The sequence below is a fragment of the Streptomyces sp. NPDC048637 genome (assembly GCF_040650675.1).
Classification (GTDB): Bacteria; Actinomycetota; Actinomycetes; order Streptomycetales; family Streptomycetaceae; genus Streptomyces.
On sequence record NZ_JBEZHQ010000011.1, the window covers coordinates 136,773 to 162,535 of the forward strand.

The 25,763-nt window shown below is 70.5% G+C and carries 25 protein-coding genes; 15 read left to right on the top strand and 10 right to left on the bottom strand.

All coding sequences use genetic code 11. From position 1 onward, the window contains the following. Positions 1–15: 15 nt before the first annotated feature. Together AB0C46_RS17105 and AB0C46_RS17110 are read right to left on the bottom strand one after the other, a co-directional pair. Positions 16–936: an SDR family oxidoreductase gene (locus tag AB0C46_RS17105; RefSeq protein WP_362828590.1), complete on the bottom strand. Its 921-nt coding sequence runs from the start codon at positions 934–936 to the stop codon at positions 16–18. Positions 937–1,048: 112 nt separating this feature from the next. Beyond that, positions 1,049–2,947: a hypothetical protein gene (locus AB0C46_RS17110; RefSeq protein ID WP_362828591.1), complete on the bottom strand. Its 1,899-nt coding sequence runs from the start codon at positions 2,945–2,947 to the stop codon at positions 1,049–1,051. A 242-nt stretch (positions 2,948–3,189) separates the two neighbouring features. On the opposite strand from AB0C46_RS17110, the gene AB0C46_RS17115 reads away from it, so the two are divergent. The 3 genes from AB0C46_RS17115 to AB0C46_RS17125 all read left to right on the top strand — a co-directional run bounded on the left by AB0C46_RS17115 (position 3,190) and on the right by AB0C46_RS17125 (position 6,346). Further along, a complete protein-coding gene (locus AB0C46_RS17115) occupies positions 3,190–3,708 on the top strand; it encodes a DUF4240 domain-containing protein (protein WP_362828592.1) in 519 nt (172 codons plus the stop codon). Between the two features lie 78 nt (positions 3,709–3,786). After that, positions 3,787–4,704: a TIGR01777 family oxidoreductase gene (locus AB0C46_RS17120; RefSeq protein WP_362828593.1), complete on the top strand. Its 918-nt coding sequence runs from the start codon at positions 3,787–3,789 to the stop codon at positions 4,702–4,704. A gap of 199 nt (positions 4,705–4,903) precedes the next feature. Beyond that, the gene (locus AB0C46_RS17125; protein ID WP_362828594.1) at positions 4,904–6,346 is read left to right on the top strand and encodes an FAD-dependent oxidoreductase; all 1,443 of its coding nucleotides are present in this window, start codon (positions 4,904–4,906) and stop codon (positions 6,344–6,346) included. 22 nt (positions 6,347–6,368) lie between these two features. Here the strand turns inward: AB0C46_RS17125 and AB0C46_RS17130 are convergent, their stop codons facing one another. Then, complete coding sequence (locus tag AB0C46_RS17130; protein ID WP_362828595.1) at positions 6,369–7,823, bottom strand: regulator; 1,455 nt, start codon at positions 7,821–7,823, stop codon at positions 6,369–6,371. Positions 7,824–8,100: 277 nt separating this feature from the next. Between AB0C46_RS17130 and lipB the strand changes: the two genes are divergently transcribed. The 4 genes from lipB to AB0C46_RS17150 all read left to right on the top strand — a co-directional run bounded on the left by lipB (position 8,101) and on the right by AB0C46_RS17150 (position 11,167). Then, positions 8,101–8,916 carry a lipoyl(octanoyl) transferase LipB gene (gene lipB, locus AB0C46_RS17135; RefSeq protein WP_362828596.1) on the top strand — a complete coding sequence of 272 codons (816 nt, stop codon included), beginning with the start codon at positions 8,101–8,103 and terminating at the stop codon, positions 8,914–8,916. Between the two features lie 141 nt (positions 8,917–9,057). Further along, positions 9,058–10,008 (top strand): lipoyl synthase, encoded by a 951-nt coding sequence (lipA, locus tag AB0C46_RS17140; protein WP_362828597.1) that lies wholly within the window; start codon positions 9,058–9,060, stop codon positions 10,006–10,008. Between the two features lie 210 nt (positions 10,009–10,218). After that, positions 10,219–10,446, top strand: a complete 228-nt coding sequence (locus AB0C46_RS17145) for a hypothetical protein (protein ID WP_362828598.1) — start codon at positions 10,219–10,221, stop codon at positions 10,444–10,446. Positions 10,447–10,456: 10 nt separating this feature from the next. Next, positions 10,457–11,167: a DUF4191 domain-containing protein gene (locus AB0C46_RS17150; RefSeq protein ID WP_362828599.1), complete on the top strand. Its 711-nt coding sequence runs from the start codon at positions 10,457–10,459 to the stop codon at positions 11,165–11,167. 348 nt (positions 11,168–11,515) lie between these two features. Here the strand turns inward: AB0C46_RS17150 and AB0C46_RS17155 are convergent, their stop codons facing one another. Further along, the gene (locus tag AB0C46_RS17155) at positions 11,516–11,983 is read right to left on the bottom strand and encodes an RDD family protein (RefSeq protein WP_362828600.1); all 468 of its coding nucleotides are present in this window, start codon (positions 11,981–11,983) and stop codon (positions 11,516–11,518) included. 352 nt (positions 11,984–12,335) lie between these two features. Between AB0C46_RS17155 and glnA the strand changes: the two genes are divergently transcribed. The 3 genes from glnA to AB0C46_RS17170 all read left to right on the top strand — a co-directional run bounded on the left by glnA (position 12,336) and on the right by AB0C46_RS17170 (position 16,082). Beyond that, positions 12,336–13,745: a type I glutamate--ammonia ligase gene (gene glnA, locus AB0C46_RS17160; protein ID WP_244415224.1), complete on the top strand. Its 1,410-nt coding sequence runs from the start codon at positions 12,336–12,338 to the stop codon at positions 13,743–13,745. A gap of 572 nt (positions 13,746–14,317) precedes the next feature. Continuing rightward, entirely contained in the window at positions 14,318–14,926 is a 609-nt protein-coding gene (locus AB0C46_RS17165; protein WP_362828601.1) for a hypothetical protein, read from the top strand. Between the two features lie 67 nt (positions 14,927–14,993). Beyond that, entirely contained in the window at positions 14,994–16,082 is a 1,089-nt protein-coding gene (locus tag AB0C46_RS17170; RefSeq protein ID WP_362828602.1) for an XRE family transcriptional regulator, read from the top strand. 35 nt (positions 16,083–16,117) lie between these two features. On the opposite strand, the gene AB0C46_RS17175 is transcribed toward AB0C46_RS17170, so the two are convergent. The 4 genes from AB0C46_RS17175 to AB0C46_RS17190 all read right to left on the bottom strand — a co-directional run bounded on the left by AB0C46_RS17175 (position 16,118) and on the right by AB0C46_RS17190 (position 18,685). Next, a complete protein-coding gene (locus AB0C46_RS17175; RefSeq protein ID WP_362828603.1) occupies positions 16,118–16,369 on the bottom strand; it encodes a hypothetical protein in 252 nt (83 codons plus the stop codon). A gap of 81 nt (positions 16,370–16,450) precedes the next feature. Next, a complete protein-coding gene (locus AB0C46_RS17180) occupies positions 16,451–17,017 on the bottom strand; it encodes a hypothetical protein (protein ID WP_362828604.1) in 567 nt (188 codons plus the stop codon). A 112-nt stretch (positions 17,018–17,129) separates the two neighbouring features. Then, positions 17,130–17,714 (bottom strand): peptide deformylase, encoded by a 585-nt coding sequence (locus tag AB0C46_RS17185; RefSeq protein WP_362828605.1) that lies wholly within the window; start codon positions 17,712–17,714, stop codon positions 17,130–17,132. Then, positions 17,711–18,685 (bottom strand): helix-turn-helix transcriptional regulator, encoded by a 975-nt coding sequence (locus AB0C46_RS17190; RefSeq protein WP_119204024.1) that lies wholly within the window; start codon positions 18,683–18,685, stop codon positions 17,711–17,713. Before AB0C46_RS17190 ends, AB0C46_RS17185 begins: the two co-directional genes overlap by 4 nt. A 141-nt stretch (positions 18,686–18,826) precedes the next feature. Between AB0C46_RS17190 and AB0C46_RS17195 the strand changes: the two genes are divergently transcribed. The 5 genes from AB0C46_RS17195 to AB0C46_RS17215 are packed head-to-tail and all read left to right on the top strand — an operon-like array spanning position 18,827 to position 23,357. Further along, positions 18,827–19,984, top strand: coding sequence for a glycosyltransferase (locus tag AB0C46_RS17195; protein ID WP_362828606.1), 1,158 nt, complete (start codon positions 18,827–18,829; stop codon positions 19,982–19,984). Further along, positions 19,981–20,685: a hypothetical protein gene (locus tag AB0C46_RS17200; protein ID WP_362828607.1), complete on the top strand. Its 705-nt coding sequence runs from the start codon at positions 19,981–19,983 to the stop codon at positions 20,683–20,685. The genes AB0C46_RS17195 and AB0C46_RS17200 overlap by 4 nt, the downstream gene beginning before the upstream one ends. Continuing rightward, complete coding sequence (locus AB0C46_RS17205; protein WP_362828608.1) at positions 20,682–21,911, top strand: glycosyltransferase; 1,230 nt, start codon at positions 20,682–20,684, stop codon at positions 21,909–21,911. The genes AB0C46_RS17200 and AB0C46_RS17205 overlap by 4 nt, the downstream gene beginning before the upstream one ends. Beyond that, a complete protein-coding gene (locus AB0C46_RS17210; RefSeq protein ID WP_119204020.1) occupies positions 21,911–22,822 on the top strand; it encodes a glycosyltransferase family 2 protein in 912 nt (303 codons plus the stop codon). Before AB0C46_RS17205 ends, AB0C46_RS17210 begins: the two co-directional genes overlap by 1 nt. A 4-nt stretch (positions 22,823–22,826) precedes the next feature. Further along, positions 22,827–23,357, top strand: a complete 531-nt coding sequence (locus tag AB0C46_RS17215) for an ATP-binding protein (protein WP_362828609.1) — start codon at positions 22,827–22,829, stop codon at positions 23,355–23,357. 25 nt (positions 23,358–23,382) lie between these two features. On the opposite strand, the gene AB0C46_RS17220 is transcribed toward AB0C46_RS17215, so the two are convergent. After that, complete coding sequence (locus AB0C46_RS17220; RefSeq protein WP_362828610.1) at positions 23,383–25,098, bottom strand: mobilization protein; 1,716 nt, start codon at positions 25,096–25,098, stop codon at positions 23,383–23,385. Beyond that, positions 25,088–25,663, bottom strand: coding sequence for a hypothetical protein (locus AB0C46_RS17225; RefSeq protein ID WP_362828661.1), 576 nt, complete (start codon positions 25,661–25,663; stop codon positions 25,088–25,090). Before AB0C46_RS17225 ends, AB0C46_RS17220 begins: the two co-directional genes overlap by 11 nt. Positions 25,664–25,763: the final 100 nt, after the last annotated feature.

Sequence of the window (25,763 nt, forward strand, 5' to 3'; positions counted from 1 at the left end):
CCCGCAGGGACTCGCCTAGCGGTAGTCCGCCGCGCTCCCCTCCTTCCCGCCGAAGACCACGTCCTCGAAGTAGCCGAAGGCATCGGGCCGGGAACCATCGGTATCGGTGAAGTCGTACTCCTTCGCCAGCCCGCCGCTGGAAAGCGACCGGCCGCTCCAGCGCGCCTTGTCCGGGTCGGCGGCCAGCGCGCGGACGCCGCGGGCAATCAGGGCCGGCGACTCGGCGATGGCGAAGTGCGGTTCCTGGGCCACCGCGTCGCGCCAGGTCTCCTCCGTCACCCCGAAGTGGTCCAGCATCTCCTCGGACCGCAGGAAGCCGGGGGTGAGCGAGACCGCCGTGCCGCCGTGGTCCTTCAGCTCGGCGGCGAGGCCGAAGGCGATGCGGTGCGGGGCGTTCTTGGTGAGGTCGAAGCAGAGGTTCTCGCGGTAGGTGCGGTTGAAGGCGTCGGTGCCGTCGGTGACTTCGACGACCAGGCCGCCGGGCCGCCGGATCACCAGCGGCAGTGCGTAATGGCTGGTGATGATGTGGGTGTCGATGCCGAGGCGGAACATCCGCAGCCCGTTCTCCAGATCGAGGTCCCACAGCTTGGTGTTGAACTCGATCAGCCGGTCACCGCCCCAGACGCTGTTGACCAGCACGTCCAGCCGTCCCTGCTCCCGGTCGATGCGCTCGGTCAGCGCCTTGACCTGCGCGGGATCGAGATGGTCGGTCGGTACGGCGATACCGGTGCCGCCCGCCGCGGACACCAGCTCAGCGGTCTGTTCGATCGTCTCCGTGGGGCGGCCGACCTCGCTGGTCCGCTCCCGGGTCGTCCGCCCCGTCACATAGACCAGGGCACCGGCCCGGCCCAGCTCCACCGCCATCGCCCGGCCGGCGCCCCGGGTCGCCCCGGCGACCAGCGCCACCCGTCCCGCCAGTTCTTTCTGTCCGGTCACGTACGCCACTCCTCGCTGTCAGGTGCCTTGCTTCTGTACGGCGACCCTGACAGCGATACCCGACACCTTCTGTCCGGATTCAGCGCGCGCCGCACGGCAATCCGTCCACCGGCTACGGCTGCAGCGCCCGAACGCTCCCCCCGCTCCGCAGCCGCCCGACGACCTCCGCCGGGGCGTCCGGCCTTGCCGGTGCGGCGAGTGTGCTCTCCTCGGCGGTGGCGCGGACGCCGCCCGTGGCGTCGAGTCCGCCGACCTCCTGGCTGCCGGCCGCGAGCAGGTACCACGTGCCGGACTTCGCCTGCCAGTGGACGTCCCCCACCACATCGGGCCCGAAGCGGCCGCAGGCGGCGGTGTTCCTGGCCCGTCCGGCGGTCCGCCCGGGGTCGGCCGGGCCCGCGGCGGGCGGCACGAACTGCAGGGTCACGCTGCCGGGCCCGCGCCAGGTGTCGGCGCGGGTGCACACCCAGGTGGCGCTGCCGCCGTCCTCGGGGAGCCGCTGCCGGGCGAACTCCCAGGTGTTGACGGACCGTACGCCGGCGTCCCGCAGCGACCCGAGCGAGCAGGCCGTACGGGCCCAGCTCCGCAGCGCCGGCGCACCGGCCGCCTCGCCCGGTGCGCCGCCGGACGGCGGGGGTCCGGCGGTGAGGTGGACGGGGGCGAGTTCATTGAGGTCGGCCACCAGGAAGGCGGTGTTCCGGCCGGGCGCCACGATCCGTGTCGAGGGCCGGAACTGGGCCACCGGCCAGCGCCCGCAGCCGGGGCCCGCCGCGGGCGGTGCCGGGATCCGGTCGGTGACACCGTCGGGGGCGACATGCAGCCCGTGCGGCGGGGCGGCCGGCATCAGCAGATCGCGGGTCATGACCTCGGAGATCCACGGCGCGAGCAGATAGCGCATCCAGCCGTTGCCGCGCCCGATCACCAGGGCGGCGCCGGTCGTCAGATCCGCGTCGTCGACCCGGGCGAAGTGCAGTGTGGGCGTCGCGTCTTCGGGCTCGGCGTAGCGGACCAGGCGCTCCCCGTCGTGGAAAACCACCACCATGACGGCGTCGATCAGGCCCGCGTACAGCAGCTGCGGCGGATGGTCGGGCGGCCGGGTGGAGGTGCCCCCGGCCGCCCTGATCCGGGCGTCCGGGGGCGGCGCCGCCCAGACCTGCAGCGCCCGCGCCAGCAGCTTGCGGTCACCGGCCTGCCGGCCACGGGTGGGCCAGGCGGTGAAGTCGATCCGGGAGGTGTCCGCCCACTGCTCGTTGGGGGTACGCAGCAGCCGGCCCGGGTCCAGCGCCTGCTGTGCGACGGTCTCGGCGCGCCCCGCCCGGTCCGCGGTGCCGGGCCAGGCCCCGGCCACCGCCGCGCCCGCCGCGAACACGGCCGCCACCACGGCCACCACCCGCATCCGCTGCCGGCGGCGCAGCAGATCCGTCGGCCGGGTCTGCACCATGCACGGGTCGAACTCCCCCGAGCTCAGCAGGGGCGCCGCACCGGTCCCGGTTTCGCGTTCCAGCTGCGCGGCCGCCCGCTGCGCCGCGTCCGGGTCCGCCGCTCCGGCCCGCGCCAGCACGGCGCGCGCGGCGTCCTCGTCCAGGCCTTCCAGATGCCACAGCCCGAGGACGGCCCGCACCGGTGCCGGGACGGCGGACAGCGCCTGGTCCAGGGCCAGTTCATCGGCGCCGCCGGCCCGCGGGAAGAGCCGCAGCCCCCAGACCAGGGGCAGGACCGGCAGTCCCCGGCCCGGCTGCCCCTCGTGCGCCAGCGCCAGCCGCAGGGCCCGCTGCCGCACCAGGTCGTAGCCGGACTCGGGGGCCGGGCCGCGCTGGGCCGGCAGCCCGCCGTCGGGGCGGCGCAGCCGGGTCCGGGGCAGCGCGCGCTGGACCAGACCGTGTGCGGTCAGGACCCGGCGGTGGCGGCCCATCGACGGGGGCAGTACGAGGTAGGTGAGGCGGACGAGCCGTGGATAGTGCTCGACGATGGCCGCCTCGGCCCGTTCGACGTCGGCCCGGGTGCGTTCGTCCATGGGCATGGCCTGGAACAGCCCTTCGCGAAATGGGGGATATGCGGTCGTTTGCCGTTGCACGCCGTCCAACGAGTGATTCTTGGGACGGTCACAAGACGGATCACCGACCGGGGTGCGCGAGCCGCAATCCGAACACCCCGTCACCCTCCCGGACAGCCCGTCACCATTCCGGATAACGACCCCCTCGCATCCGGGGGAGTCCGCATGCGGCGGGCGCCGGCAGGGCAGATGCTGGAGCGGTGATGGACGAGACGGAGTTCTGGGAGCTGATCGACGGTTCCCGCGAGGCCGCTGAGGGCGACCCCGAGGAGCAGGCCGACGCACTGGTCGAGCGGCTGCTCGGGCTCGACCCGGACGCCGTTGTGGACTTCGCCCGCCACTTCGAGGCCCGCTACAACCGGGCGTACTCCTGGGATCTGTGGGCCGCCGCCTCCGTGATGCTGGGCGGCGCCAGCGATGACGCCTTCGACTACTTCCGCTGCTGGCTGATCGGCCAGGGCCGGGAGGTCTTCGAGGGCGCGCTGCACGACCCGGACCAGCTCGCCGAGCTGGTGGACGACTTCGACGAAGCGGTGGACGGCGACGCCGAGGAACTGGGCTACGCGGCCGACGAGGCGTACGAGCAGCTGACCGGCGGGGTGATGCCGGACCTGGAACTGCCTCCGCCGCCCCGCGAACCGCTCGGCACCTACCTCGACTTCGACGACGACCAGACCATGACGGAGCGCTTCCCGAGCCTCTGGGACCGCTTCAAGCCATAGGGCGTCTGACAGCCAAGGGGCGCGGCATGCGGGCCCCGGATGCCGCCACCGGCCCGCCGCTGCGGGCAGTATGGCTCCATGCGGATCGCGATCACCGGCTCGACCGGACTCATCGGCACGGCGCTCGTCCGGTCCCTGCGCACGGGCGGCACCTCCCGGGCCGACGGCCCGGAGGGAGGCCATGACGTCGTCCGGCTCGTACGGCGTGCGCCCACGGCCGCCGGCGAAGTGCGCTGGGACCCCAGGCGCCAGGAGGTCGACACGGCCGGGCTGGCCGGCTGCGACGCGGTGGTCCATCTGGCCGGCGCCGGGGTCGGCGACCACCGCTGGACGGCCGCCTACAAGCAGGAGATCCGCGACAGCCGGGTGCTGGGCACCCGGGCCCTCGCCTCGGCCCTCGCCGCCATGGACACCCCGCCGCGGGTCTTCGTGTGCGGCAGCGCGATCGGCTACTACGGCGACACCGGCGACCGGCGTACGGACGAGAGCGCGCCGGCCGGCCACGGGTTCCTGCCGGAGGTCTGTGCGGCCTGGGAGGACGCCGCGAAGCCGGCCCTGGACGCGGGGATCCGTACCGTCTTCGCCCGCACCGGTCTGGTCGTGGCGCGCTCGGGCGGCGCCTGGGGCCGGCTCTTCCCGGTCTTCCGGCTCGGCCTGGGCGGGCGGCTCGGCGACGGCAGCCAGTACTGGAGCTTCATCTCCCTGGACGACCACATCGCGGCGCTCCGCCATCTCCTCGACACCGAGGACCTGACCGGGCCGGTCAACCTCACGGCCCCGGAACCGGTCACCAACCGCGAGGTCACCGCCGTGATGGGCCGGGTGCTGAACCGCCCCACGCTGTTCTCCGTTCCGGCGCCGGTGCTGCGGATCGCCCTCGGCGAGTTCGCCGGTGATGTGCTGGGCAGCCAGCGGGTCGTCCCGCAGCGGCTGCTGGATTCCGGGTTCTCCTTCCGCCATCCCCGCATCATGGAAGCGGTCCGGGCCGCCGCCTAGCCTTCCGGGCGGCGAGGCCGTCCCGGCTGCCACGGCAGTTTGGCCAAGGGCGCTCCGGCGCGCCCCCGGCCGCCCCTGTCGCACGGGCCGCCCCTTCCCTATCGTCGCCTCACCTCACACACACCACTCGGCATCTCTCGCAGCTGTACCGGGCATGACACTCGGTGCCGCCATTTGGGACCGACCTCGGGAGGGGCAAGTGCTGCGCACCGCATCGGCCGTGGACGTCGTCATCGTGGGAGCCGGCCCGGCCGGACTCGCCGCCGCCCGCCATCTGACCGGCGTAGGGGTGTCGGTCACCGTCCTGGAGGCCGCGCCACGGATCGGCGGCCGGTCCGCCACCGACCATCTCGACGGCTTCCGGCTGGACCGCTGCGGGCGGCCGCTGGCCGTCTCCGCGGCCGAGCTGCGCCGTACGCCGGGGCTCGGCGATCTGACGCTGCGTCCGTTCGCCCCCGGTCTGAGCCTCCACAACGGCCAACGGGCGCAGCGCATCAGCGCACCCCGGAGCACCAGGGGCGCACTCGCCGCGGCACGCACGCTCTCGCGCGCAGACCGTCGTACGGAGCGCCGGACGGACCGTCAGGCGGGCCGTCTCACCGACCGGCGGACCGAACAGGACACGGACCGCCGCGCCGATCGCAGTACGAACCGCCGTGCCGATCGCGTGACGAACCGCCGCGCCGATCGCAGTACAGACCGCCGCGCCGGCGTCACCTCCGTCGCTCCGCCCGCCTCCACCACCCACGCCCCGGCCGCCGACCGCCCGATCCGCGACGCCCTGGCGGGCCGCCCCGCCTTCCCGCCGCGCCCCCATGACCCGGTGCTGCGGCCCCTGCTGGGCGCGCTGCTGTGCGATCCGCAGCTCCGCGGCTCCAGCCGGGGTGCCGCGGCGGCGCTGCGCGCCTACGCGGAGGGCCGGTTGTGGCTGCCGGCCGGCGGCGCCGCGGCCGTCCCCGAACTGCTCGCCGCCGCCCTGCCACCCGGCACGGTCCGTACGTCCGTGCAGGTCACCGCCGTTTCCACCACCGGCGTCAGCACCGCGGAGCACGGCCATGTCCCGTGCCGGGCGGTCCTGGTGGCGACCGGCGCACGCGAGGCGGCCGAGCTGCTGCCGGGGCTGCGGGTGCCCGCCTTCCACCCGGTGACCGTCCTGCACCACACCGCGGCGGTGGCCCCCGGAGGCCGCGGCGCGGCGCTCCGCGACACGACGCTGATCCTGCCGACGGACGGCCCGGTCGCCTACACCTACGTCGCCGGCGCGATCGACCCGTCCCGTACACCGCCGGGCCGGACCCTGATCACCACGGCCGTGCTCGGCGCCGCGGCGGCGCTGCCGCTGTCCGTGCTCGACCGGACGGTCCGGCCCCAGCTCGACCGGATCTACGGCGCGCACACCGAGGACCGGCAGCTGCTGACCGCCCATCACACCCCGTACGCGGTCCCGGCGATGCCCGCCCCGTACGACCCGGAGCGCACGGTGCGGGTGCTCGCCGGTCTCTATGTGTGCGGCGACCACCGCGACACCAGCACGCTCCAGGGCGCCCTGAACTCGGGACGGCGCGCGGCCCGCGCCGTCCTCCAGGACTTCGGTCTGCCCGGCCTCACGACGGAACCGGACACCTTGCCCACGGCGGCCTGACCGCCGGGGCCGGGCCCGGGGGTCACCCCAGCGCCGCCACCCGTTCCCGGTACCCCCGGACCGCCGCCGCGTCCCGGTACGGCTCCAGGCGGCGCTCGAACTCCCGGACGTACTCATGGGCCCGTACGGACCGCATCTCGGAGGCCTGGAGCGCCGCCTCGGCACCCAGCGTGCAGGCCTGCTCCAGCTCCCCCAGGCCCAGCCGCGCCGTCGCCAGCACCACCCGGCAGAAGAGCCGGCTGCGGGCGAAGCCGGCCGCGCGCAGCTGGAGGGAGCGTTCGGCGTGCTGGGAGGCCGCGCGGTACTGCTGGAGATCGCGGTGGCAGTGCGCCAGTTCGTCGGCCAGTTGCGCCTCGTCGAAGAAGCGCGCCCAGTACGGGGTGTCGTCGCCGGGGCGGACGCTCTCCAGCGCCCGCTCGGCGCGGGCCAGCGCCGCCGTACAGGCCCGGACCTCTCCCAGGACGCCATGGCCGCGGGCCTCAGCGGAGTGCAGCAGTGCCTGCACCGTGGGCGGCGCGCTGCTGCCGATGCCCTGCTGGGCGACGCGCGCCAGCTGGACGGCCTCCCTGCCGTGCCCCAGATAGACGGCCTGCCGGCTCATCGTCACCAGGACGTAGGACCCGTACGCGCGGTCGCCGGCGGCCTGGGCCAGCCGCAGGGCCTGGACGAAGTACCGCTGCGCCAGGCCGTGGGCCGCGATGTCGTACGAGGTCCAGCCCGCCAGCCGGGTCAGATCGGCGGCGGCGGCGAACAGCCGGCGGCCGGTGGCCTCGCCGTAGGTGCCGCGCAGCATCGGCTCGGCCTCGTGCTCCAGATAGCGCACCAGGGCCTGCCGGGCATGGCCGCCGCCGTAGGCGTGGTCCAGTGCCCGGAACAGCTCGCCGACCGAGCGCAGCGCCGCGATGTCGCCGGAGGTGACCCGGGAGCCCTGGGTGCGGTCGACCCGGTCGTTGCGGCGCTGTCGCGGCACCGTGACCCGGCCCTGCACGGGCACCCGGCCCGCCCCCTCGGGGTGGGCCTCACCACGGGCGACGCGTTCGTCGGCGCGGCCGATCAGCCAGTCCCGGCTGGGCACCACGAGCCCGGCCGGGGTGAAAGCGATCTTGCGGAGCTCGGCGTGGCTGCCGGAGTCCTTGCGCCACAGGCCGCTGACGATGTCCACGGCCTCACTGGGGGTCGCGGCGAATTCCAGCCCTGCGTACACCGGCGCGCAGGCGTCCAGACCGAGGTCCTGGGCGGACAGCCGGCGTCCCAGCCGGCGGGTGAACACCTCCGCGATGAGCGCGGGGGTGGTGCCTCTGGGCTGCTGGCCGCGCAGCCAGCGGGTCACCGACGTCTTGTCGTAACGGAGGTCGAGGCCGTGCTCGATACCCAGCTGATCGACGCGTCTGGCCAGCCCGGCATTGGAGAATCCGGCCTCGGCGATGAGCGCGGCGAGCTGGCGGTTGGGCGTGTGGTGCGGGGGTCGTTCCGTCATCAGCTTTACCGGTCTCCTGCCTTCCGGGCCGCACTGCCGGGTTCGGCGGACCCTGTCCGGCATGCTCAGCGCCCTTGTGGAACGGCGTGAATGTAACGGCCTTCGGCGGCCCAATTGCGGCCTGTGACCCGCGTTCATCCGATCGTGTGAGCAGGGATGTACCGACCGCGACACCGGCCGCCTGCGGGGACCGGGGGCGGCGGCCGTACAGTGGCATGGGCGCGAAGTGGCATCAACGTTGCAGCAAAGTGCAACAAAGGTTCGAAGAGGAGCTGCCGTGACTGCGATCTCTCGGGGGGAGACCCCCGCACCCGAGGGGCTGCGCTTTGTGCATCTGGGCTTCGGCGCCGAGGCCGTGGAATACGAATCGGCCTGGCAGGAGCAGCGCCGGGTGCACGCCGCCCGGTTCGTCGACGAGGTACCCGACACCTGTCTGCTGCTGGAGCACCTGCCCGTCTACACCGCGGGGCGGCGTACGTCCGACGACGAGCGGCCCCTGGACGGGACCCCGGTCGTCGACGTGGACCGCGGCGGGAAGATCACCTGGCACGGGCCCGGCCAGCTGGTGGGCTACCCCATCCAGAAGCTGCCGCGCCCGGTTGACGTCGTGGCCCATGTCCGCCGCCTCGAAGAGGCACTGATCCGGGTCTGCGCCGAGTTCGGCGTCACGGGCACCCGGGTGGAGGGCCGCAGCGGGGTGTGGGTGCTGGGCGACCCGGTCGAGGAGCGGGCGGCCCTGGGCGGGCTGAACCTCGACTTCGACCCGCGGGTCACGGACGAGCTGTTCGATCCGCGGCTGAACGGTCCGGAGTACGCGCCGTCCAACGCCGGCCAGCGCCGTGAGGACCGCAAGCTCGCCGCGATCGGCATCCGCGTCGCCAAGGGCGTCACGATGCACGGCTTCGCGCTCAACGTGAACCCCGACAACACCTCGTTCGACAAGATCGTGCCGTGCGGCATCCGGGACGCCGGCGTCGCCTCGCTGGCCAACGAGCTGGGCCGCGAGGTCACCATCGCCGAGGTGCTGCCCGTCGCCGAGAAGCATCTGCGGGACGTCCTGGAGGGCGCCGAGCTGCTCCCCCGCGCGGTCTGACCGGACGGCCGCCGACCATGCTCCCCGGAGACCTCCGGGAATGCGCCCCCTCCATACGGGGTTGCACCGCACGTAAAGACGTGCGAATCAACGGGCGTACCCTGGTGTACGCCGAAGAAACGAAGTCGTAGGGAGCCGGTCGTGTCCGCAGTCGCACCCGACGGACGCAAGATGTTGCGCCTGGAGGTCCGGAACAGCCAGACCCCCATCGAGCGCAAGCCCGAGTGGATCAAGACCCGGGCCAAAATGGGTCCCGAGTACAACCACCTCCAGGGCCTGGTCAAGAGCGAGGGTCTGCACACGGTCTGCCAGGAGGCGGGCTGTCCCAACATCTTTGAATGCTGGGAGGACCGCGAGGCCACGTTCCTCATCGGCGGTGACCAGTGCACCCGCCGCTGCGACTTCTGTCAGATCGACACCGGCAAGCCGCAGGAGCTGGACCGCGACGAGCCGCGCCGGGTCGCCGAGTCCGTGCAGACCATGGGCCTGAAGTACGCCACGATCACCGGCGTCGCGCGCGACGACCTGGAGGACGGCGGCGCCTGGCTCTACGCCGAGACGGTCCGGCAGATCCACGCGGCGATGCCCGACACCGGCGTCGAGCTGCTGATCCCCGACTTCAATGCGGTCCCCGAGCAGCTCGCCGAGGTCTTCTCCTCCCGCCCGGAGGTGCTGGCCCACAACGTCGAGACGGTGCCGCGGATCTTCAAGCGGATCCGCCCCGGCTTCCGCTACGAGCGCTCGCTGGAGGTCATCTCCAAGTCCCGCGAGGCCGGTCTGGTCACCAAGTCGAACCTCATCCTGGGCATGGGCGAGGAGCGCGAGGAGATCAGCCAGGCGCTGCAGGACCTCCACGACGCGGGCTGCGAGCTGATCACGATCACCCAATACCTGCGCCCGACCGTGCGCCACCACCCCATCGACCGCTGGGTCAAGCCCGCCGAGTTCGTGGAGCTCAAGGAAGAGGCCGAGGAGATCGGCTATGCGGGTGTCATGTCCGGCCCGCTGGTCCGCTCCTCCTACCGCGCCGGCCGCCTTTACCAGCAGGCCATGGAGCGGCGCGAGGCCGAGACGGCCAGTCAGGCGGTTTGACGCTCCCGGCGCGCCTTCTTGTGAAACGTGGCACATGCTGAGGACGCGGCCCGCACTCCCCCAGGACGGGGGGCGTGGGGCCGCGTCAACGTTTCATCGGTGTTTGACCGGCAGGTCATCCGTTGGTAACACCTGTCCGTGACGATGGATGCACGCACCGCTCCCGCACCTACCCCTGCTTCTCCGAACAGATCAGAGGGAGTCACCACCATGCAGGCCGCGCCGCTCCGCGCCACACCCGCCGCCCCCGCCCTCCCGCTCCCCTCGGTCACCGGCGCCCTGCGTGCCGTCGAGGCCGTCCTGATGCGTGGCGGGCAGCGCACCGCCCGCCGTAACGCCTGGACGTCCGTCCTGGAGGACCGCCGCCGCGCCAAGGACCGCCACGAGGCCGAGTACGTACTGGAGGCCGCGGCGACCCGGCGCCCGCACGCCACGTAAACTTCGCTGTATGGCGAGGAAGGCAAACTCAGACGGCGCTGCCGGCGCTGAGAACACCGGGCGGCTGAAGCAGATCGCCCTGACCTACAAGATGACCCGTCGGGTCGACTCCAAGGTCGGTCTAGTCGTCGCTGGTGTAGGCATCGTCGTATTCGGCGTTCTCCTTGCCATCGGCTTCGCGATCGGCCACCCCATCTACGCAGGGATCCTGGGCTTCGTCCTGGCCTTCCTCGCGATGGCGATCGTCTTCGGACGGCGCGCCGAGCGAGCTGCCTTCGGGCAGATGGAAGGCCAGCCCGGTGCGGCGGCCGCCGTGCTGGAGAACGTCGGCCGCGGCTGGACGGTCACCCCCGCGGTGGCCATGAACCGCAGCCAGGACGTGGTCCACCGTGCCGTCGGCAAGGCCGGCATCGTGCTGGTGGGCGAGGGCAACCCGAACCGTCTCCGCGGTCTGCTGGCCGCCGAGAAGAAGCGGATGGCGCGCACCGTCGCCGACGCCCCCGTCCACGACATCGTGGTGGGCGACGGCGAGGACCAGGTGCCGCTGAAGAAGCTCCGTACGACGCTGCTGAAGCTGCCGCGGGTGCTGCCCGGCGCGCAGGTGACGGCCGTCAACGACCGGCTCAAGGCGCTGGGCGACCTGATGAGCAACATGCCGGTCCCGAAGGGCCCGATGCCGAAGGGCATGCGGATGCCCAAGGGCGGCGGCAAGATGCGCTGACCGCCGGCCGGCCGCGCCCCCACCGGCCGCCGGACCGACCTGACCGCACGACGACGCCCCGGGCCCTTGGGCTCCGGGGCGTTTCGTATGCGGTCGGCGGGCGGCTCGCGGGGGGGGAAGGCGACGAGGGTGCGCGACCGCTGACGCGAGGGCTGCGCGACCGGGGGCCGCTCAGGCGGGGCGCCCATAGGGCTCTACGGGGGTACCCAGGGCTACGGGAGTACGGCTGTACGGGTGTACGGCCACGGGCACGGCACGGGGTCGTCGGCCCGCCGACCCGCCGGCCCGCCCTCAGCTCTTCCCGGACGGCTACAGCGCTCTTCCCCGAGGGCTACGGCGTCCTACCGCTCACAGACGGACCTGTACGGCGCGGGTGAGGCGATCGTGCAGCCCGCGCCCGTCCCGGTCCCACACCACCGCCGGAATGACCACCACGAGCAGCACCGTGCGCAGCACGACCCGCGGCAGCGAGATCCGGCCACCGTCCTCGGAGATCACCCGCAGGCCCAGCAGCCGCTTGCCCGGTGTGAAGCCGACCGTGCCGACCGTCAGCACGCTGAGCACCGCGAAGACCACCAGCGCCCAGTTGCTCGCCGCCTGCGCCTTACCGCCGCTGAGCAGGCCGTACGCGATGAGCAGGCACAGCGCCCAGTCGATGAAGAGCGCGGCGAAGCGCCGCCCGGGGCGGGCGATCGAGCCCGGCCCCTCCTCCGGCAGCCCGAGCTGCTGCCCGCGGTATCCGAACTCGACACCCATGTCCTCGGCTGCCGCGCGGGGCCCGGAGATCCACGATCCGATTGCTCGCCTGTTGTCCACCCGACCACGGTACTGCGACCGCATACGTTCCCTTCGCGGAGGGCCGGTCGGGGCGGGGCGGCGGGCCGCACGGACCGGGCACGAGGGGCGGCCCGGGAGGCGCGGTCCGGGAGGGGGCAGGACGGCTCGGCGGGCCACCGGCCGGGACGGCGGCAGCCGCCGCCCGGAACGCCCCTCTTTGGCGCACACTGGGAGGTAAAGGCGGCCGGCGCCGGTTAACCTCGGCGAAACAAATGGGTCATGCTTGGGAAATCCCGCCTGCCTATGGTCGGGCAACGCGCCACCGCACATGGTCGCGTTCCGAGTAGCAATCCCGCGTCCGCCGACCGGTGACCGGGCTAGGAGGAGTTGGATGTTCCAGAACGCCGACGAGGCCAAGAAGTTCATCGCGGACGAGGACGTGAAGTTCGTCGACGTCAGGTTCTGCGACCTGCCCGGTGTGATGCAGCACTTCACCATCCCGGCAAAGGCGTTCGACCCGGCCGAGGAACTCGCCTTCGACGGCTCCTCGATCCGCGGCTTCCAGGCCATCCACGAGTCCGACATGGCGCTGCGCGCGGACCTGTCGACGGCTCGCGTGGACCCGTTCCGCCGCGACAAGACCGTCAACATCAACTTCTTCATCCACGACCCGATCACGGGCGAGCAGTACAGCCGTGACCCGCGCAACATCGCCAAGAAGGCCGAGGCCTACCTCGCCTCCACCGGCATCGCGGACACCGCGTTCTTCGGTCCCGAGGCCGAGTTCTACGTCTTCGACAGCGTGCGCTTCGAGACCGGCGCGAACCAGTCCTTCTACCACATCGACTCCGAGGCCGGCGCCTGGAACACCGGCTCGGAGGAGAACAACCGCGGCTACAAGGTCCGGTACAAGGGCGGCTACTTCCCGGCCCCGCCGGTCGACCACTTCGCCGACCTGCGCGCCGAGATCTCCCTGGAGCTGGACGCGGCCGGCCTCCAGGTCGAGCGCCAGCACCACGAGGTCGGCACGGCCGGCCAGGCGGAGATCAACTACAAGTTCAACACGCTGCTCGCCGCCGCCGACGACCTGATGCTCTTCAAGTACATCGTGAAGAACGTCGCCTGGCGCAACGGCAAGACCGCGACCTTCATGCCCAAGCCGATCTTCGGCGACAACGGCTCCGGCATGCACGTCCACCAGTCGCTGTGGCAGGGCGGCAGCCCCCTCTTCTACGACGAGCAGGGCTACGCGGGCCTCTCGGACACCGCCCGCTACTACATCGGCGGCATCCTCAAGCACGCCCCGTCGCTGCTGGCCTTCACCAACCCGACGGTGAACTCCTACCACCGCCTGGTCCCCGGCTTCGAGGCCCCGGTCAACCTGGTCTACTCGCAGCGCAACCGCTCCGCGGCCATGCGTATCCCGATCACGGGCTCGAACCCGAAGGCCAAGCGCGTCGAGTTCCGCGCCCCGGACCCGTCGTCGAACCCGTACCTCGCCTTCTCCGCCCTCCTCCTCGCAGGCCTGGACGGCGTCAAGAACAAGATCGAGCCGGCCGAGCCGATCGACAAGGACCTCTACGAGCTCGCCCCCGAGGAGCACGCGGGCGTCCCCCAGGTCCCGACCTCCCTCCCGGCCGTCCTCGACGCCCTCGAGGCCGACAACGAGTACCTCCAGCAGGGCGGCGTCTTCACCTCCGACCTGATCGAGACCTGGATCGACTACAAGCGCACCAACGAAATCGCCCCGATCCAGCTGCGCCCGCACCCGCACGAGTTCGAGCTTTACTTCGACATCTAAAGAGCATGACCGGCCGACCTGGGCGGAAGCCCTGGAAACATGCCGTGACCTGCGAGAACTCTGCTCAGTAGTTCTCACCGTCACTACTTGCTTTCCACCCCCTTGTGCACCGCGTGTGCGCCGCCCGGCCGATTCTCTGACTTGGCGTCAGAATCGATAGTGAGGGCCGCTACCCCAGAGCCGGGGTAGCGGCCCTCACTGACTTCTCCAGACTCTGTGCACGACCGCAGCCTTCTTCGTCTCCTAGTAACGGGCTGCTCGGCGACCTGCGGCGATGAGTGCCGCAAGTCGCCGACTCGGCCTTTTGGTGACGGCTGGCCACGGAGGGCGACGGCCTTGATCGGGCGCCTTGCGGACTGCTCGTAGCCTGGCTGCGCTGCGGAGAGCGCGCACATTGCGGCCGCATGCCGCCTTCGGGCCTCGGCGATCCTTATAAATCTCGAACCTCATTTGAGGTAGAGTCTTTATAAGTCTACTGTCGACTCTCGGAGGCCCCCTTGGCCCTGCCCCTCGTAATGCCGTCCCCCGAACACGATGACGTGCGGGCCCAGTTGGGCGGCATGGGGACCAGGTTGGAGTTCCTGCACGACGTTCTGCGCGCAGGCGAGGCGGCAAGGCGCACCGCCGTCCCCAACGACCCAACCGGAACAGCGGGCCGACGGGCCTACGAGGCGCACGTGCGGACTATCCGCGAGCTGCACATCGAGCAGGAGGGATGGGCTCGGCTCGTTCATGGTCACCTCGAACTTGTCTGCAATGCAGACAGGTCGATCGCGATGGGTGTGATGGTCGGCGACGCCGCCGCGGGACATGCAAGCTTGCTTCCAAGGAACGCACGCCGGCGCGGGCCCGCTACCGACATGATCACTCGGGCCAATGCCGGCGACGGGACCCCGAACGTACAGACGGCTCTGTTCGTAGCCGGTGCCGGTCCTGACGGGGTCGCATTAAGCGAAGAAGAAGCCTGCGCCTTGAAGACATGGTTCCTGCTGTCGTACCGCACAAAGATCCGCGACGCAGTGCGGATCGACTGCGAGCTGTCGCAGCCGAAGAGGTTCGAGAGCGGCTTCGTGACCGAATGGGGCAAACGAATCATGCTCCCAGCCCTGGTAATGGACGGAATCGAACCTGTGAACGATGATGGGCCTGGAGAGATCGACATTCCCGTCGACTTCCGCTGACGCCCATTGGTGGGGCGGCGAACCCTGTCGCCCCACCGTGCACCACCAATAACTGAGGCAGCCCCACATGGTGACCCCCTCCCGTATCACATTGGCCCGCAAGCGCAGGGGTCTTACCCTCGCTGAACTGTCGGACCGGGTCGGGGTGTCACTGCAGAGCCTGTCGAACTACGAGACAGGACGCACCGCACCACGCCCCGACAGCCTCGACAAGATCGCCTCTGCACTGGCTTTCCCCGCCACCTTCTTCGAGGGCCCTGCACTTGACGAGCTTCCCGCCGAAGGCATCTCCTGGCGGGCACGCAGCAAGACGTCGGCGAGAGCCCTCGAAGCGGCTCGCGCCGCCGGCACTCTGGGCGCGATGCTGTACGACTGGATCGACGAGAGGTTCCGCCTTCCAGCAGCAAATGTGCCCTCGCTAGGCAAGCCCGATCCAGAGACAGCCGCTGGCATGGTCCGCACCCGCTGGGGGCTGGGAGAGGCGCCAGCTCCTAACATGGTGCACCTTCTGGAGGCACACGGGGTTCGCGTGTTCTCGCTGGATCCCGACCACGCCGAGGTCGACGCATTCGCGGTATGGCGTGACGGTGTTCCGTTCGTGTTCCTCAACACGCTCAAGTCAGCCGAGCGGGGACGCTTCGACGCAGCACACGAACTGGGCCATCTCGTCATGCATGGCAGCGAGCATGCCTGCTCTGGGCCCGAGGCGGAACGGCAAGCAAACGACTTCGCCTCCGCGTTCCTGATGCCGCGTGCGAGCGTTCTCGGACACATGCCGTCGGGTGCACACGTCGACCAGATCCTTCACGGCAAGCAGATCTGGAACGTCTCGGCCATGGCCCTGACCTATCGCATGCACGACCTGGGCCTGCTCTCCGACTGGCAGTACCGGTCTACATGCGCCGAGCTGAGCCGCTTGGGGTACCGGTCGGATGAGCCGCAGGGCATGGGACAGCGCGAAACGTCCCAGGTGTTGACGAAGGTCTTCACTGCGCTGCGTTCGAAGGGTGTCCGTCCTGCGTCCGTCGCGGCCGAGGTCGGGCTCACCAATGAGGAGATGAATCGGCTTCTGTTCGGGCTCACCCTTACCACCTTCGATGGCGATGGTCGGCACACGACGCCTCTCGCGAAGCGCAGCCTATCCATCGTCCCCTAAGCGTGCCGTTGACGGGCAGCAAGGGCGTCGCTCCGTCAGAGTTCACACAGGGCACGACCTTCTTGCTCGGCTGCGTCGACCTTCTTGGTTAGCGCATCGAGTAGCCCGATGCGACCCTCGAACAATTGCGACACATCCTGCCCAGTGAACATGATGATGTTGTTTCGGCTCCCCCGGGCGTTGCGCACGAAGTGGTCCAGGACGTCGGGGTCGTAGCCAGCCATGGATACAAATGCACCCCGAGTACTGTCGAGCTTGCCGTCGACTTTCCCCTTGAAATCAAGCAAATCTCCTAGGTCTGGCTGAGCAGTCCGCCATCGCGCTTCGACGAGGTACGTAAATCCCCGAAAGTGGAACGACCCATCGATTTACTCATGAGCTATGCGATAGGATGGGCGATAATCCAAGTCATAGGCCCGGAAGAGTCGAGCAAACTGTTTCTCCAGGTCGTAGCCGCGTCGCTGTGCAGATTGACTAGCGTCTTGCTGGACGAGTTTCAAAAATTCGAGCCGCAACTCACCAATTGTTGCCTGGCGTTCTTGGAGCGACTGGAGGCGCCTCTTCTCAGCGGCTTGGCGGGCAGTAGCTGCCGCCCGATCCGGGTCGACAAGAACCCTTTGCTCCTGTGCCACCTGCTTCAGTTCAGCGAGAGCTTCGGCGCCAGCTTTCTGATCAGGGGCGTCCGCCTGCGGCTTTCGCATGCCGCAAAGCTCTTCGATGATTTTGCGCTGAATGGTGTGCCCGGCGGCGCCTTGCTCGTGGAGTTCATCGAAAATGGCGCGAGAGATCCTGGCCTTGCTGATGCCGGGTTGGTCGTATCGACTGTATAGCTGGCGAGAAACACCTGCGGCGTGGAAGATTGTGCGTAGATCGTCACGCCAATGCAATGCGTCACGACACACGGCAATAGCCGCTCGAATGACGCTGGTCGGCACCGGCCCTGTGGTCCGTGCATTACCTGTCGATCCCGAAGAATTCACGGGCAGGTGTCCCTTCACTGAGTGGCGAGGCAGGGGTCAGGCATACGAGTAACTTCCCTACCTGCCATTACGCTTCCGGTCGAGAGTTACTGTCATAAGCCCAGGCTCTGCCGGTCTGCCGGTACTCCTCCACAGGGATCGGCTCGACCTCAGTCCGCATGCGAGCGGTGTACAGCAACCCGTCGAGGTGGTCGATCTCGTGATGGATGAGACGGGCGAGGCCGCGTTCGTAGAGGGTGGTCGTGGTCTCGCCGGTCAGGGCGGTGGCCTCCACCGTGATCTCCAGTGGGCGGGGGACGAGGCCTCGGACGTCGAAGAAGCTCAGGCAACCCTCGTATTGCTCATCCGTCTGACCGGAGCGGGCGGTGACACGCGGGTTGAGCAGGATGGTGGCGGGACCGCCACCGGGCGGTTGGACGATCGCAGCTGCGCGTGCGATACCGATCTGCGGGGCCGCGATGCCCATGCCCTTGGCGAAGGGGTGGACCTGGCCGATCCGTTCCATGGCGGCGAAGAGCTCGTCTGTGATGCGTTCTGCCTCGTCGCGTTCGGCGGGCAGGTCGAAGGCTCGGGCCGGTTCGGTGAGGATGCCGGCACCGTGTTGGACGACGCCGAGGTCTCGCATCTGCTGGCTGGGCCGCACGTCAATCACCTGAACTCCCCTTGATCTGAGTTGCGTTCGGTCCGTGCCCGAAACCGCCACTCCAGACGGTACCGAGCGTGCAGGGCCGGTGTAGTCGTGATCCACGTGAATTGCCGTAGTTCACCGTCGTCGCTGCGGACGGGAGGGGTTCGCAGCGGGGAGGCTTCGGCGGTCATGGAGGTCTCTGTGCCCCACACGACGGGGTCGAGGGCGGCAGGGAAGGCGAGCTGGACTTCGAGTTGTTCGGTGGGCAGGCGCACGGCTCGCTGGAACCAGTTGCCCCATTTGTCGTCGCCGACGGTGTAGGCGTACTCGATCCACACGGACTCGCCGGGGTAGAGGGGGAAGCGACCGTGTTCGTTGTCGAACAACAGCCACACCTCCTTGAAGGCGTCACGGTCGTGTTTGGCCTGCCACCGCATCGCCTCGCCGCGGCAGGTGGCGGTGAGGTCGAGTTCGTCCCAGGTCAGCGGATGGACTCGGTAGTGCGCGTTCGACTGCTCGGGGTCGCCGGGGTAGCGGTCCACGGAGATACGGATCAGGTAGCGGGTCACCGGCTCCTCGCCTGTGTTCCGCAGCCGCCGGCGCATGGTCAGCCGGTACGAGGTGCCGTCGTACTGCAGCCGTGCCGCGTCGTGTTCGACGACGAGGGCCGATCCGGTCGCATACGGCTGGTCGGGCCCTCGCTGGGCGGGCGGAGCCGCCGCCGGCCGACGGGAACGGGCCTTTGCCTGCTCGTAGTCGCACCAGCGTCTCCAGATCGCCTTCCCGGCGTTCAGGGCCTCGTCGGCGAGACGCGAGAACTCCTCGCTGGGCTTGTGGCGGCCCGACTCCACGTGGCTGACGTAGGACGGGTCGAAGCCCATGGCCAGCGCCAACGCCCTCTTGGACATGCCGCGTACTTCCCGCCAGCGCGCCACCTCGGCCGCGTAGTCCTCGGCCGCCTGCTCGGCGGTGATCTCCTCGCCTTGCGCTTCCATCGAAGCCCCGCGTCATCGTTGGTGAGCATGAATGAACCGTGAGTGATCCAAGTTCATCATCCCGTCACGGTCTGCGTCGCCGCTTTCCTTCCCTTACTGGCCCGGATCGACCCTCCGGGCAGATGAGGGAGGCGAAGCACCATGCGCTTGCTGTACCTGCTGAACATCTCCAACCCCGACCGGCTTTCGGCCGACTCGGGATGGATCTTCGCGGATCTGCTTGCTCCGGCTCTGGCGGATGCCGGCGCCGAGGTGACCGTCGCGGCCCCGGCTCCGGCCGGGGATGCACGCTGCGGATTCCACCGGACGAAGGTGCCGGGAACGAAGTACCGGGCCCGCTTCTCCGCGGACATCGACGAGTTGGTGGCACTGATCCGGGCGGAGGAGCCCGACGTGGTCGTGGCCAATCAGATCGAGGAGGCCCCGGCAATCCGCACGGCCTTACTGGAGGCCGGATCCAACGCCCTGCTGGCCGGCTACTGCCACTACCTGCCGTTCTCCTTCACGGGCGGCGGCCGGCTCCAGCTCGACCCGTCCCTGAACGACGCGGCGCTTGGGCGATCGGTGCTGCTGGCCTTCGCCGCCGGGCTGGCCGCCTGTGACCGGGTGCTGGTCCACTCCCCCACGGCTGCGTCCTGGGTGTCGGCGGCAGCTGCCCGGACCACGCTGGACCTCGGCGAGAAGCTGCGAGTGGTGCCCGCCCCGCGTGACGAGCGTCTGGTACGCGATCCCGCCACCCCGCGGCCCGCCTCCGGCACCGGGGCGATCGGTGTCTACAACCACCGGCTGTACGCGCACTACGGCACCGGACAGTTCGTGGACCTGGCCCGCGACCTGGCCGCGTCCGGCACGGTCAGGCTGCGGGTCATGGACCTGTTCGGCCAGCGCCGGGCGGAGCGCAAGGGCCTGGACGACAGCCCCGAGAAGATGCGTGCCCAACTCGCCGCCCTACCGCACGTGCAGGTCGTCTCCGACCGGGGCGACCGCGTCCGATACAAGGACCTGCTGGCCGGCGCGCACTTCGGCATCGCCCCGTTCCGTCCGGGCTGCCCCTGGTCGATGAGCGTGATCGACTGCCAGGGCATGGGCCTTCCGGTCATCTCGCCTCGCCTTGGCTGGCTCGCCGAGCACATCGACCCCGAGCTGTGCTTCACCACTCCGGCCGAGGCCGTCGCCTTGGCCAAACGGCTCGCCACGGACGCCGAATTCCATGCCGTGCACGCCAAGCGGGCTCACGCCTCCACCGCCGACTTCACCCCCGCCCTGATCGCGGCCCGCTACCTGGAGGCCGTCTCGTGAACAGCTTCGACACGGTTCTCCTCTCGTACGACGAACCGATGGCCGCCTCTCTGCACTCCCGGCTTCAGCGCACGCTCGGCGGCGCGGTCAAGCGCCTTCACGGCGTACACGGGATGCGTCGGGCCTACCGTCTGTGTGCCGAGATCGTCGACCACGAGCAGTTCTTCCTCGCCGACGGGGACTTCGCCATCGACGCCGGCTTCGACCCCGCGTCGGTGGAGCCGCTGGACGAGGGCGCGTCGATGCGGGTGTGGCGCGCGGTCAACCCGGTCAACGGTCTGACCTACGGCTACGGCGGATTGAAGCTGATTCGCCGCAGTGCCCTGCGCGCGATGGGCGAGGCCGTGGACGTGCTCGCCGCCCTGCCCGGCCGCATCGAGTTCGCCCAGCAGACTGCGGGGATCACGAGGTTCAACCAGAGCCCCTTCCACGCGTGGAAGGCAGGCTTCCGCGAGTGCGCGATGCTCGCTCGCGGAAGCGAGTACGGGATGGCTGACGACGACGCCCGCCGGCGGCTAGAGGCGTGGACGACCAGTCACAGCGGCGAGTTCGCCGCCTACGCGGCCGCCGGGGCCCGGGAAGGCGTCGCTTTTGCCCGCGCAGCCGCCCGCGCCCCGCAGCGGTTCGGCCATCTCAACGACCCTGCTTGGCTGCAGGCAAGGTTCACCGCCACCCACGGAGACCAGGCGGTGGCTGGATGACCGCCCCACTCGTGCTCATCGAGCCGTACGCGAACCGCCTGGGCGGGCATCACCAGCGCACGCTGGTGGCCCTCGCCAAGGTCCGACCCGGCAGCCTGGTCATCGCCCCGCACGGGATTGCCCCCGAGACGGTCGGCGCCCTGCGTGAGGCGGGGGCCCGGTTGGTTACCGGACCGTCCGGGCACCAGGCGCGCGTCCTGCTGGCCGCCTCCCGGCTGGCAGCCAGTATCTCCGCGGCCGGACAGCGATTGTTCCGGTCGCGCCGCTGGCCCCACCGGATGCGGCGGTTGCCGCACCAGGTCACCCTCATCGCCCGCTGCCTCACTGAAGGGGCGGCGTTGCGGATCGCGCGCCGGCTGGAGTCCCGCGCCGACGCGGTGGTGATCCTGACCGCGAGCGAGGCTCTGCACGGAGCCGCCGCCCTCCTGGGCGACCAGCCGCACCTGCGGTTCGTCCACGAGGCGGTCACCGACGAGGACGCCGTCGTGCGGCTGCTCGGTCGGCTCGCCCGCCGGAGCGAAGGGCGGGTGATCGCGGTGTATCCGACACAGGCCGTCGCCGACCAGTTCGCCGCAGCCTTCCCCCGCCTGCCCGCCGTGGTCGGCGGCTACGCGGTCGACGACGGCCATCGCCTGACCGCAGGCGAACGCGAGGGCGGCCGTGCCGCGTTCGGAATCCCCTCCGCCGAGGCCGCGGTGTGCCTGGTGGGCGGCTGGTGGCCCTACAAGGACATCGCCGTCATCGACGCCGCCCTGTCCCGGCTCAAGGAGCCCCTGCACCTGGTGGTCACCGGTTTCCCGCTCGACGAAGCTCTCGTCCAGCGGTGGCGGGCCAAGCCCGCCCTGCGTGTGCACACCGTGCCCGGACCGGTCAGCGAAGCCGTACTGCGGCTCGTGTACGCCGCCGCCGACGCCGCCCTCGTCACCCGCCGCCCCGGGACCGGCAAGGAGTCCGGGCTCGTCATGGATGCCGCCCGCCTCGGGGTTCCCCTCATCGTCTCCGACCACGACCCCGCCCTCACCGCCCGCCTTCGCAGCCAGCCCTGGGCCCTGACGTTCCCGGCCGGCGACCCGGCCTCCCTCGCCAACGCCCTGCATACCGTCATCCGGCAACCGCCTCCGCTGCCCGCCCCCGTCGCTCCCGCCCTGCTGGGCATGCGCTCGGCCGCCCGGCAAGCCGACTTCCTCACCCTCACCTTCGCCTCACTACGTACGAAGGAGTCCTGATGCTGAGCACCCCTCCCGCGCTGATCGCCGTCGTCGGCCCCGTGGAACCCCCGCTGCTGGCGGCCTGGGTACGCCACTACCGGTGGCTGGGCGTCGAGCGGTTCCTGATCGCCTTCCACTTCCCCGAGCACGTGCCCGTCCAGCAGCGGCACGAGCTCCAGGCCGCCAGCCGCGAACTGGGCATCGTCCCCACCGGCACCAGCACCGGCCCGTGGCACGAGCACACCAACACCCAGCTCAGAGAAGCCCTGCGGCACCGGGCGGGCCCGGGATGGCACCTGCTCGCCGACGCTGACGAGTTCCAGCAGTACCCCGCCCCGCTGAGTGAGGTGATTGCCCAGGCCGAGAGCTCTGGGCACCGAGTGGTGGGCGGCCTGATGCTCGACCGGGTCGCTGCGAGCGGACGCCTGACCGGCTGGAAGCCCGAAGGCGGACTGGACCTCGCCTATCCCCTCGGCGGGCACCTCACGCACCGGCTCCTGCACGGAGACCCGCGCAAGATCGTGCTCGCCCGCCACGATGTCACCGTGGCGGGCGGCAACCACAGGGCTCCCGGACAGCGTCCGGATGCCGACCGCATCTGCGCGGTTCACCACTTCAAGTGGCGCTCGGGCGTCCTGGACGACCTCCGCCGCCGGGTCAAGCACTTCGCGACCGGCACTTGGCAGGAACAGACCCCGGCCGTGCGCGACGAGGCCGGCCGCCTCCTGTCGCACGTCGGCCGGCACGGCGGCGTGATCAACACCAGCGATCCGCGGTTCGCCTTCCGCCGGGTGAGCCTGGATCGCATGCCGTTCAACTGGCCCAGCGAGGCCCGCGGCATCGTCACGGCCTGGCGACCGCACATCGCGCACCGGCCAGGATCGGAGACAATGAGGGCGCCCACGGAAAGCTCCTCGCGGAAGGGATGACCGCGTGCCCCTCGCCGTTCTCCTGGCCGGCATCACCGGCTCCGGGAAGACCACCGTCGCCCAGGCCCTGGCCGACCACGGCTACACGCGGCTGTCCGTGGACGAGGAGGTGCACCGCCTCCACGGCCGATACGGCGTGGACTACCCCGAGCACACCTACTTCGAGCGCGAACGGCCCGTGGTCGAGGCGACCCGGGCACAGTTCATCAAGGAGCTGGAGGCGGGGCACGACGTCGTCCTGGACCACGGGCTATGGCGGCTCCCAGAACGCGACGCCTGGCGTCAGGCCGCCCGCGAAGCGGGCGGCCACCCGGTCGTGGTCTACCTCCCTGCCGACCGGGAAGAGCTGCTGAGACGTCTCGCCGAGCGCAACCAGCGCGAGGACGCCAACGCCCTCACCGTCACCCCCGAAGCCCTCGATGACTTCTTCGCCCGCTTCGACCTCCCGGCCGACGATGAAGAAGTCATCGTCTGCACCGGAGACCTGGACGCACTCGTGGCGGCGCTGTCTGCGGTCAGGCACGGGCAGGTCTGAAGTAGGCCCGGTCACTGCTCCCGTATCACCGACCATGGCGTGGTCCGCCACGCGCTTGGCGTTGGCTGCGATCGGCGCTCTGCTCGCGCACTGCCGTGGATGCAGGCTGAGGCGCGGACACGATGGGCGTGGCCATGGTGCTTCGCCTGCGTGTTGCTTGCAGGCGCTTGTTCGGCTGTGCGGTGATGCGCCACACCAGGACCTGTGCCGGTGAATCCGCGGTGTCGAGTTCACGCTCGGCGGCAACCTCGCTCAGGAGTTGGCGAGGATTGTGGCCGGCGGTCTCGGCACGCGCAAGCGTCGTGGCGAGGGCGGGCCAGACAGGATCAGCCAGGATCTGGTCGGCGTGGTCGGGGATTGCCTTGCGCACGGTGGACTCGAATCGGCCGACGGTCTGCTGGCCTGGGGCTCGGCGGGAGAGGTCTGCCAGGACCGGCTCGCTGGCCTGCTGGTAGCCGGTCCGCAGGTGGAGGAGTGCCTGTTCAGCTGCGGCGGCCTGCTGCTGGTGGCCGCGCTGTGCGTGCCAGTTGGTGGCGGCACGGGCCAGGTGGAGGGCCGCGAAGATGAGGGCGATGCCGAGCCCGCCCGGTTGATGTGTGGCGTAGGCGAGTTCCTTTGCAGCGCCCCTCAGAGAGGCGGCGGCCTGGTGGTCGGCCCGGATCGCAGAGCGGCGGGCGCGGTTGAACGCCATTGCTGCTGCCTGTAGTTCGGCCCGGTGCGGACCATGTGTAGCGCGGGCCAAGTTGTGGAGGACGTCGCCGAAGGCATCCAGGTGGCCTTGGGCCACATCGTCGTCGCCCAAGTCGAGGACGATGTGGGCTGTGCGCACGGCGCCCTCGGCACGGCGCCATGGCAAGTGGGGGTCCTCGATGTACTGCGGGCGGTCGGTTGCGTCCTGGGTGGGGAGGCGTTCACGCAGGCGATTGAAGGACAGGTCGGGGGCGAGTTTGGAGCCGCCGTACCAGACCGGCTTGCCTTGGGCAGTGTCGCCGGGAGCGGCCAGGCTGTAGCCGGTCACTTCGCCTGACTCGGGGCCAATACGCTGCTTGACCTGGATGCCAAGTGTCGTGAGAACGGTGAAGTAGTCGTCAACGCTGCGTACGGCGGCAGCGACGGCATACGCCTGCTCGCGCAGCCACTCCCGCGCGGTGACGTCTTCGCCTTGGCGCTCGGCCTTGGCGCGCTCGGCGCCAGTCGGTGTGGGCGGTGCGGTGAGGTCGCCGGACTTCAGGCGGCGCAGGCCGAATTCGACCTCGATCTTGCGGCACTCCTTCTGTGCCCGCTGGCCGTCGCGGTGGGTGCGGGGGCGCCGACCGTCGGCGCGGACGGTAGTGGCAAGGATGTGGATGTGGTCGTCCGCGTGCCGTACGGCGATCCAGCGGCACGCCTTCTCGTCGCCCTCGGGCGCGATACCGGTGGCCGACACTATGCGGCGAGCGACTTCTGCCCACTCGTGGTCGCTGAGGTAGCGGTCGCCGGGGGCGGTGCGTACCGGGCAGTGCCACACGTGCTGCGGCGGTTTGTGGCCGCCCAACTCGCGGCTGCGCAAATCGACGTGGTGGTCCAGGCGCCTGGCGAGCTGGCTGTAGGTGGCCTCGTGCTCGCGGCCGGGGTCCGGGGCGCCGGCCATGTCCCAGGCAGCAACGATGTGCGGGTCAGTGTGCTCGTCCCGCCGCCCTGGGCCGAAGAGGTAGTTGATCAGGCCGAGGGTGCTAGAACCGGTGGAGACATCAGGCACCATGGCCGGTCCCCTCCGCCAGGAGCTGGTCGATCAGCCGGTAACTACTCTCAGCCGTCTGCTCGACGCGAGCGAGCACGGCCTCCGCCTGCTCGGGAACGGTTCCTCGGTGGATGGCTCCGGTTATCTGATTGAGGTTGCTGCCGATGCGGTTCAGCGCGACGGTGTGAGCCTCGACGGCCTCGATCAGCGGGCGCATGGGGTCGTCCTCCGGACTGCCGACGATGCCTGCCTTGCCAAGGGCGACAGCGAGTGCGGCGTCGCCCACGAACCCGGCGAACTTCTGGCCGCGCCGCTCGGCCTCCTCGGCGATGATGCGAACCGCGGTCAGGGTGAAGCGGATGGTCTTTTCCTGGTCGCGCTTCTCGGTGGTGCGCTTGCGGTTCATCAGCGCGGGCAGCGCCGGGGCGGTGGGCTCGCGCCATGAAGGCTGCTCATCGGAATGCGTCGTATCGGCAGGCTGCTCGGGGCACGGGGCGACGCAGTCGGCGACGGGTGCGGTGCTGGGCTCGGTCGTCCCCTCCTCAGGCTCGGGCGCCCGCTGGCGCCCGGCCTCTTCCTCCGCCACCCCTGGGGCGGGGGCAAGCGCGGACGAAGCCTCGTTAGAGGCTCGTTCGCTCCAGCTTGCTGCTGTTCGGCGGGCCAGCCTGAACAGTCTCCTGCGAGGG